The sequence below is a fragment of the Streptomyces sp. TRM68367 genome (assembly GCF_014495685.1).
GTDB lineage: Bacteria > Actinomycetota > Actinomycetes > Streptomycetales > Streptomycetaceae > Streptomyces.
On record NZ_JACTVI010000104.1, the window covers coordinates 18,606 to 27,201 of the forward strand.

The window sequence follows — 8,596 nt, forward strand, 5'->3', positions numbered from 1 at the left end:
AGGAGAGGGCATGCCTCCGCGTACGAACGACAGCGCACCGGAGCGCGGCCGGAACGCCGCGTCCGGGCCGACGACCGGCCGGGACGGAGCACCGGCCGCGGCCCGGGGACGCGAGGCGGGCGCGGAGACACCCGACCGGCCGGCCCCGGCCCAGCAGAACGACGGCGGCACCGCCTCCGCCGTCGGCGCGGCGACCGAGCGCGGGGGCCGGCCGGACCCGGCGACGGAACGCGGTGACTGCCCGGCAGCGAGCGGGCACGAGGGCCGGCCAGATCCCGCATCGGAACACAAAGCGGCGCGGTTTTCCGACACGGACACGGGCCCGGAGCCACAAACTCCCGACACGGACAGGGAGTCGGTGCCACGGCCGTCCGCCACGGACGCAGCCCCGGAGGCGCAGACATCCCACGCGGACGTGGCCGTGGACGGCCCTGTCGTCGCCGTGCGGCGTCTCGCCGGCACCGCGCGGGGACGCCGCCACGCCAACGGCCGGAGCCGCGGGCCGGACGGCGAACGCGGGGGTGGTCCGGACGCCGGGACGAGCCCCGGCTCCCGTACCGGCACGGGCAACGCACCCAACCCCGGCCCCCGTAGCGGCACGGACGCCACGCCCTGCCCGGGCCCCCGTACCGGCACGGACGCCGGGCCAGACGACCCCCGTGCCGCCGCCGTGCGGCGCGTCGGTGCGGTCGGGCGGCGTTGGCGGGGGCTGCATCTTGTGGGGTGTGCCGTGCTGTTGGCCGTGGCGTTGACCGGTGGGGCCATTGCCATGGGGGACGTAGCGGAAGGGCGGGACGCTCGGGTCGCCGCCGCGCCCGGTGCCGTGCCGGCGCGTGCGCTGGCCGGGGGTGATCTCGACAAGGGGATCGCGGCGTTGCAGGCCCATCTGCGCACCCAGCCGAAGGACGTCGGGGGGTGGGCCACGCTCGGGCTCGCCTATGTCGAGCAGGCCCGGACCAAGGGCGACCCCTCGCGCTACCCGCAGGCCGAGCGGGCGCTGAAGCGCTCCCTGGACCTCGAACCCGACAACGACCAGGCCCTGTCCGGCCGCGCGGCCCTCGCCGCCGCGCGGCACGACTTCACCGGCGCCCTGCGGTACGCCGACCGGGCCCTGCGCCAGAACCCGTACAGCGAACGCGCGCTGTCCTGCCGTATCGACGCCCTCGTCGAACTCGGCCGGTACGAGGACGCCGCCGAGGCCGCCGACACCGCCGACAGCAGGCGGCCCGGGATCCCGGTCTTCACGCGGTACGCGTACGTGCGGGAGCTGCGCGGCGACGTACGGACGGCGCGCAGCGTGCTGGAGCGCGCCCTCGACACGGCCACCTCGCCCGCCGACGTGGCGTACGTCGCCACCGCGCTCGGGCAGCTCGCCTGGAACCAGGGCGACTACAAGGCGGCGCTCAGCCACTGGGCCCGTGCCCTCGCCGCCGACGAGGACTACCTCCCGGCGCTGGAGGGCCGCGCCCGCGCCCGGGCCGCGAGCGGCGACCGCGCGGGCGCCATCGAGCAACTGGAGCACATCGTCGCCCGCTCCCCGCTGCCCGCCCCGCTCGTCGCCCTCGGCGAGCTGTACGAGGACCGCGGCGCCGACGGCGACCGGGTGACGGCCGGCGACCAGTACGCCCTGGTCAACGCCTGGACGGCACTCGCGCGCGCGGGCGGCGTCAACGCCGACCTCGACACCGCGCTCGCCGCCGCCGACCACGGCGACAAGGCGGCGGCCCTGCGCGCGGCCCGCGCCGAGTGGAACCGCCGCCACAGCGTGCACACCGCCGACGCCCTCGCCTGGGCGCTGCACGTCAACGGCCGCGCCGAGGAGGCCCTGCCGTACGCCCGCCGGGCCACTGCCACCGGCTACCGCAACGCCGCGTTCCTCTACCACCGCGGCATGATCGAACGCGCCACCGGCCACACGAAGGAGGCCCGCGCCTCGCTGACGGCGGCCCTGGAGCTGAACCCCGGCTTCTCGCCCCTGGGCGCCCGCGAGGCCCGTACGGCTCTGAAGGACCTGGAGGCGAACCGGTGATCCTCCGCCGACTCCTCGCCTCCGGCGCGGCCGTCCTCACGGCCGCCGGCGCGCTCGCCCTGGTCCCCTCGGCACCGGCCAGCGCGCATCCGCTGGGCAACTTCACCGTCAACCGCTACGACGGCCTCGTCGCCGCCCCCGGCGAACTCCGCGTCCACCACGTGGAGGACCTCGCCGAGATCCCGGCGACCCAGGCGGGGCCCGACGTCAAGCGCCTCGGCATGACCGAGTGGGCCCGGCAACGGTGCGCCGACGCCGCCGCGGACAGCGGGCTCACCGTCGACGGCCGTACGGTCGCCCTCACCGCGAAAAGCAGCCACGCGCGCGTGCGGCCCGGGCAGGCCGGGCTCGACACCCTGCGCGTGGAGTGCAGGCTGACCGCTTCCCTCCCCGAACGGGGCAGCGTCGCCCTCGGCTTCCGCGGCGCGGGCGCCTCCTCCGGGCCCGGCTGGCGGGAGATCACCGCGCGCGGCGACCGCATGACGCTCGCCGCGTCCGACGTACCGGCGAAGTCCGTCTCCCGTGAACTGACCCGCTACCCCGAGGAGTTGCTGTCCTCACCGGCCGACACCGCGAGCGCCGCACTGCGCGTGCGCCCCGGCGGCCCGGCGCTCGCCGACGCGGAGGGAGCGGCCGCGGGGGAAGCGGACGCGCCCGCCGCCTCCGTCCTGCCGCGCGGCGCCGACCGTTTCACCCGCGCCCTGGACTCGCTGGTCGCCCGCCACGACCTCACCGTCGGCTTCGGCGCGCTCGCCCTCCTCATCGCCGTCGTGCTCGGCGCGATGCACGCGCTCGCACCGGGCCACGGCAAGACCATCATGGCCGCGACGGCCGCCGCCCGGGGCAGCCGGGCCCGCATGAAGCACGTCCTGCCCCTGGCCGCCTCGGTGACGGTCACCCACACTCTGGGCGTGGTCGCCCTCGGCCTGCTCGTCACGGCAGGTTCGGCAGCCGCGCCCTCGGTGATCGCCTGGCTCGGCATCGCGAGCGGCGTCCTGGTGACGGTGGCGGGCCTGACCCTCGTACGACGGGCATGGCACAACCGCGGTCACACGCACGGGCACAGGCACGACCATGGGCACAGCCACTCACACGAGCACCCTCACCCCCATCCACACCACCACGATCACGGCCATCACGGCGACCACCAGCACGAGGCCGACCACACCCCCGAGCGCCAACTGGTCCTGGCCACGGCCCAGAGCAACGCCGTATACGGTCTCACGCACCACCACCCGCACCCGCACGAGCACAGCAACCCACGACCGAACGCCGGTCACACTCACCCACGTCACACCCTGGAACACAGCCACGGCGGCTTCACCCATACCCACCCGGTCGCCCCCACCCTTCGCGGCACGATCCTGCTCGGCTTCGCCGGCGGCCTCGTCCCCAGCCCGTCGGCCGTGGTCGTGCTGGTCGGCGCGGCCGCGCTGGGCAAGGCCTGGTTCGGGCTGTTGCTCGTCGTCGCGTACGGCGCCGGTCTCGCCCTCACCCTGACCGCGGCCGGTTTCGCCGTCGTCCGGCTCGGCACCGGCATGACCCGGCTGCTCGACAGGCGCCCTCTCCGGGCGGCCAACCCGGTGGCGAGGCTGGTGCGCAGGGCCGCGCCGCTGGCGTCCGCCTGTGTCGTCGTGGCCCTGGGGGCCGGATTGGTGTTCAAGGGGGCGGCATCCGCGCTCGGCTGAGTTACTTTCGTGAGGAAAACAGACGGAGCGGAGAATTCACCGGATGCGAATGGGGGCACCGTGTCCGAAGAACCAGGCACCGAGCGTGTGATCGCGGGCCGCTACCGGCTGCTGTCCCCGCTCGGCGAGGGCGGTATGGGAACCGTGTGGCGCGCCCGCGACGAGGCGCTGCGCCGCGAGGTCGCCGTCAAGGAGGTACGCGCCCCGGCCGGGCTGCCGGCCTCCGAGGTGGAGCGGATGTACGCCCGCCTGGAGCGCGAGGCGTGGGCCGCGGCGCGGGTCGCCAACCGCACCGTGGTGACGGTGTAGAGCCACCGCCCATGCCCCCGATGCCGGTCCCGGGCCCGCCGACGGGGCCCGTCCCTTCCGCCACGACGACGACCACGCCCCCACGGCCACGCAACCGCCGCGCCGCCGTCGCCCTGGTCGCGGGCGTGGCCGCGCTCGCGCTGGCGCTGGGCGGGCTGACGTACGCGCTGCTGAACGGGGACGACGGGGGCGAGACACCGGGCGGTACCAAGACGCAGGGTGCCGGAGTGAGTTCGCCCGCCGAGACCGGCGGGACGGACGGGCCGCCGCAGGGCGGCGGGGGTGCCACCGGGAATCCCCCGCCTCCGCCGAGCACCGGGGGTGGGACCACTCCCGCGCCGCAGTCGGTGCGGGTGACCGTGGCGGGCACGCGCACGGAGTACTCCGGCACCTGTCCGCCGCCGAGCGAGGAGGCGCCCGCGTTCACGGCGACGTTCACGGTGGGGCGGCTGCCGGCCGACGTGGTCTACCGCTGGGTGTCTCGGGACGGTTCGGTGTCCGACGGCGGCTGGAAGACGCTGTCGTTCGCCGAGGGCGGCGGCCGGACGAAGCAGGACACGGTGATCGTGACGACGTACTCGGAGACCGGGACGTTCGAGAACGAGATCGGTGCCGAGGTGCGGGATCCGGTGCGCGACGTCCAACTCGGTGCCGTTCTCGGTGACGTGCGAGTCGGAGACCCCGACGGACGGGGCCTCCCCTTCTCCTTCCGGTACGGATCCTTCCGGTACGGATCCCTCCGATACGGACTCGGACGCGGAGTCCGGTTAGCTGGTCAGGCGCTGCCGCCGAGGACCGGGAGATAGCCGCCGGACTGGCCGGCCGCGGTCGGGTGGTACGACTCGCCGATGTTGGTCCAGTTGACGCTGTGCAACCAGGAGCTGCCGGAGCAGATCTCGTGGCCGGTGAAGGCGGGACGGACGTCGCCGAAGCCGAAGCCGTGGTCGACGGCGCGCTTTTCGATCGCGGTGTTCAGGTAGTCGGCGGCGTCGTTGATCGCCTTCCGCTTGGTCTCGGACAGGCCGATGCACGTGGTGCCGAGCTGGTAGAAGCGGGGGTAGCCGAGGACGACGACGCGGGAGTTCGGCGCCTTGCTGCGGATCGCCGAGTAGACGCTGTCGAGCCGGCCGGGCAGCGTCGAGTCGACGTACGCCTTGGCGGTGTTGATCCGCGCGACGCAGGCGCTGTCGGACTGGAGCACACAGGTCGTCATGACGTCGGAGAATCCGGCGTCGTTGCCGCCGATGGTGATCGACACCAGGCCGGTGGCGGAGCTGAGCGGGCCGAGCTGCCCGGCGAGAACATCACCCGTACGGGCGCCCGCGCAGGCGGTGAAACTGAATGACGAGGGTGAGTGGGTGGCTGCCCAGAGGGCGGGATAGGCCTTCGTGCTGCGCTTGCAGTCGCCGCTGGAAGCGTCGTAGCTGCCGGCGCCGACTCCGGAGGAGTAGGAGTCACCGAGGGCCACATAGCCGCCAGTTGGGGCGAGTGGGGACGCCTGCGCCGCCGTGGCCCCGGTGAGGGCACTGCCGGCGGCGAGGAGGAGCGAGCTCACGAAGACGACAAGTCGGGAACGTCTCATGGAACCTCCCTTTAGCAGGATCTCTGCCATAACCGTCGTAGCAACTACGCGTGTTGACGGGAAGTGTCCACGCCAACCGTTTCAGCCCTTCCGGAGCGGGATGGCGCGTTTACACCCTCCCCTTGTTACGTGCCCATGACAGAATCGTTGACACGTGTTCAACTCGACAGCGGCGGCGGCACCACCGCGGGCGTGATCGCCGGCGTCGACTGGGTGACGAAGAACCACTCGGGCCCCTCGGTCGCCAACATGTCGCTCGGCGGCGGGGCCTCCGCCTCCCTGGACGCGGCGGTCCGCAACTCCATAGCCAGCGGCGTGACCTACGCCGTGGCCGCGGGCAACAGCAGCACCACCGCCTCCTCGTCCTCCCCGGCCCGGGTCGCCGAGGCGATCACCGTCGGCGCCACCACCAACACCGACGCCAAGGCGAGCTACTCCAACTACGGCACGGCCCTGGACATCTTCGCGCCCGGTTCGTCCATCATCGCGGGCTGGCACACCGGCGACACCGCGACCAACACCATCTCCGGCACGTCGATGGCGAGCCCGCACGTCGCGGGCGCGGCGGCGGTCCACCTGGCGAACCACACCTCGTCCACCCCGGCCCAGGTCGCCTCGGCCCTGACGGGCGGCGCCACCACGGGCAAGGTCACCAGCGCGGGCCCCGCCTCCCCCAACCGCCTGCTGAAGCTCGTGCCGTAACAGCTGCGCGTTCTGCCTGAAATCCCGTTCTCCGGGGGCCACTTGAGCCTCCGGGGAACGATTTCTCACGGCCCGGGCAACTCCCCCGCGTGACCGTAATCCGTACCTTGACGGCCCTTGCGCGCTGCGCGACATTGAAGCCCGGCATCCGGTGCTTCGGGGGCAAAGGCGACACGAGAGCCGCTCGTGCCTGCAGCGGTCCACCACGCACCGGCCAAATCAACAAAAACGTGAGACGACGATCCAGGTCTTGCCATACTGGTTCAAGCATCAATACCGTCGTACATCTCACCCGCATCGGTTCGTCAGTTGCGCGGCTCTAGGGGAGGGCTGGAGGACCGCGACGACCGGGCGGGGCGCGGTAGGGGGGTGCCGTGCTCGGTGACCAATTCTGTGACCGAGTCGTGCCGCGCGGTCGGCTGCCGTTTTTCGCAGTCGGCCAGCTTTGCCAGCTCACCCGGCGGTCACGCGACGTCTTGTCGTGGTGCCGTGGGGTGAGAACCCCCCTTTCGAACCGGACGTAGAGCCGGGCGGCCCTGGGGAGGGCGGCCCACCGGACGAGAGGGACCAGACTCATGAGCTCCGTTCTGCAGCCGGCGGCGCCGGATCGCCACGATCCGCCGACCGCCATCACCTATCGGCCAGTCTCATCGCACCTGGCCATCGCGCCGCCCGTGAGCGTCGTGATTCCCGCGATGAACGAGGCGGAGAACCTTCCGTACGTCTTCAAGACCCTTCCGGACTGGGTACACGAAGTGGTCCTGGTGGACGGCAACTCCACCGACGGCACCGTCGAGGTGGCCCGCGAACTGTGGCCGGACGTCAAGGTCGTCGAACAGCGCGGCAAGGGCAAGGGTGACGCGCTGATCACCGGCTTTCAGGCGTGCACCGGCGACATCATCGTGATGGTCGACGCGGACGGCTCGGCCGACGGCAACGAGATCGTGTCGTACGTCTCCGCGCTGGTCTCCGGCGCGGACTTCGCCAAGGGGTCCCGGTTCGCCAACGGCGGCGGCACCGACGACATGACCTTCATCCGCAAGCTGGGCAACTGGGCGCTGTGCACGGTTGTCAACCGCAAGTTCGGCGCCCGCTACACCGACCTGTGCTACGGCTACAACGCGTTCTGGCGGCGCTGCCTGGACAAGATCGACCTCGACTGCACCGGCTTCGAGGTGGAGACCCTGATGAACATCCGGGTGGTCAAGGCGGGGCTGAAGGTGCAGGAGATCCCCAGCCACGAGTACCTGCGGATCCACGGCACCAGCAACCTGCGGGCCGTGCGCGACGGCTTCCGGGTGCTGAACGTGATCCTGAAGGAGCGCTCCAACCGGCGGGCTCTGCGGCGCAGCCGGGAGCACTCGCCGATGCTGGACACGGTCCGGGGAGAGGTGTCTTGAGCGACCCCGGCATCTCCGTGGTGATCTGCGTCTACACCGAGGACCGCTGGGAGGACATCCTCGCGGCGGTCGCCTCGGTGCGGGCGCAGTCCCGCCCGGCTCTGGAGACGTTGCTGGTCGTCGACCACAACCAGGCTCTCCTGGACCGGCTGGGCAAGGAATACAAGGAGGCCGGCGATGTGCGTGTGCTCGCCAACGCGGGCCCGCGCGGGCTGTCCGCCGGCCGCAACACCGGGATCGCGGCCTCGCGCGGCGAGATCATCGCCTTCCTCGACGACGACGCCGTGGCCGAGCGGGACTGGCTCAGGCACTTCGCCGAGGGGTACGCCGACCCGCGGGTGATGGCCGTAGGCGGGCGCACGGTGCCGATCTGGGCGTCCGGGAGGCGCCCCGCCTGGTTTCCCGAGGAGTTCGACTGGGTCGTGGGCTGCACCTACCGGGGGCTGCCGCCCGGCCGGGTCCGGGTGCGCAACGTGCTCGGCGGCAACGCCTCGTTCCGCCGCAGCGCCTTCGCCGCGGCGGGCGGTTTCGCCACCGGCATCGGGCGGGACGGCGACCGGCGACCGCTGGGCTGCGAGGAGACGGAGCTGTGCATCCGCCTGGCCCGCGCCCGGCCCGACGCGATCCTGCTGATCGACGACCGGGCGGTGATCCACCACCGGGTGCCCCGGGCACGCGAGCACTTTGCCTACTTCCGCACGCGCGCGTACGCGGAGGGCCTGTCCAAGGCCCTGGTGGCGCGAAGTGTCGGCGCCGGCAAGGGCCTTGAGTCGGAACGCCGGTACACCACCCGGGTCCTCCCGGCCGGAGTCGCCCGCGGCCTGCGCGATGCGACGCTGGTCCGCGCGGGCGGCGCGGTCCGCGATGGCGGTGCGGGCCGCGCTGG

The 8,596-nt window shown here is 73.0% G+C and carries 5 protein-coding genes and 2 pseudogenes; 6 read left to right on the forward strand and 1 reads right to left on the reverse strand.

The genetic code is table 11. From position 1 onward, the window contains the following. Positions 1-10 precede the first annotated feature (10 nt). The 3 genes and pseudogenes from H8R17_RS38120 (at position 11) to H8R17_RS38130 (ending at position 4,797) form a co-directional block, all read left to right on the forward strand. Positions 11-2,029, forward strand: coding sequence for a tetratricopeptide repeat protein (locus H8R17_RS38120; protein ID WP_262505839.1), 2,019 nt, complete (start codon positions 11-13; stop codon positions 2,027-2,029). After that, entirely contained in the window at positions 2,026-3,717 is a 1,692-nt protein-coding gene (locus tag H8R17_RS38125; protein WP_187827782.1) for a nickel transporter, read from the forward strand. Before H8R17_RS38120 ends, H8R17_RS38125 begins: the two co-directional genes overlap by 4 nt. A gap of 60 nt (positions 3,718-3,777) precedes the next feature. Continuing rightward, positions 3,778-4,797: pseudogene (locus H8R17_RS38130) on the forward strand (hypothetical protein). A gap of 4 nt (positions 4,798-4,801) precedes the next feature. Here H8R17_RS38130 and H8R17_RS38135 read toward each other — a convergent pair. Further along, positions 4,802-5,608: an SGNH/GDSL hydrolase family protein gene (locus H8R17_RS38135; protein ID WP_187827783.1), complete on the reverse strand. Its 807-nt coding sequence runs from the start codon at positions 5,606-5,608 to the stop codon at positions 4,802-4,804. Positions 5,609-5,761: 153 nt separating this feature from the next. Between H8R17_RS38135 and H8R17_RS38140 the strand changes: the two are divergent. The 3 genes and pseudogenes from H8R17_RS38140 to H8R17_RS38150 all read left to right on the forward strand — a co-directional run. Next, positions 5,762-6,310, forward strand: a pseudogene (locus H8R17_RS38140) (S8 family serine peptidase); the annotation flags it as partial. 575 nt (positions 6,311-6,885) lie between these two features. Then, on the forward strand, positions 6,886-7,710 hold the full coding sequence (locus H8R17_RS38145; protein WP_187827784.1) for a glycosyltransferase family 2 protein: 825 nt from the start codon (positions 6,886-6,888) through the stop codon (positions 7,708-7,710). Then, on the forward strand, positions 7,707-8,596 hold an 890-nt coding region (locus H8R17_RS38150), incomplete at its 3' end, for a glycosyltransferase family 2 protein (protein ID WP_187827785.1). The genes H8R17_RS38145 and H8R17_RS38150, both read left to right, overlap by 4 nt.